This window comes from Pontibacter silvestris, from assembly GCF_020907275.1.
Lineage (GTDB): Bacteria > Bacteroidota > Bacteroidia > Cytophagales > Hymenobacteraceae > Pontibacter > Pontibacter silvestris.
Genome location: NZ_JAJJWI010000109.1, coordinates 1 through 475 on the forward strand (window position 1 = coordinate 1; position 475 = coordinate 475).

Here is a 475-nt window from a genome sequence, read left to right on the forward strand (position 1 = left end):
AAGGAGACAGGTGACTACCAGCTATAGGAGCTTCCTTGCTACCATCAGGCATCTGCCATGCTACAGCTAGGTTGTCTCCGCCCCATTCTTCCTGCTGCAGAGCCTCCACATAATAGCGTTTGCCAGCCTCCAGCCTTACAGGCTTAGACTTCTGCGAGGCATATTTGTCCCACTGGCGGGCATTTGTCCAATCTTTGGTGTAGGCGATCTTTACTTTGTTGTTAGGGTTATCATCAGTGCTTAGCCAAAGTTCAGCGTTGTTGTCGCCAGCGACCCAGAAAGTATAGTCACCCGTCTGCGGTGGACATATGTAGCCGCTGATGCGTGCGGCATAGAAGTCTCTTTTGTTGGATTCTGCCTCAAAGCTAGTTAACATGTTGCTGCTGGAGGGGGACCCATTAAAGTTTGAGGCAGATACCTCAGAGTCTTTCACATTATCCCACTGCTCACGCAAAATGGTGCCGGTAGCTGAACA

The 475-nt window shown here is 50.3% G+C and carries 1 protein-coding gene; it reads right to left on the minus strand.

The genetic code is table 11. The features are described from left to right. Positions 1-475 (minus strand): PA14 domain-containing protein (locus LN995_RS21790; protein ID WP_229963197.1); only part of this gene is annotated, 475 nt, incomplete at both ends.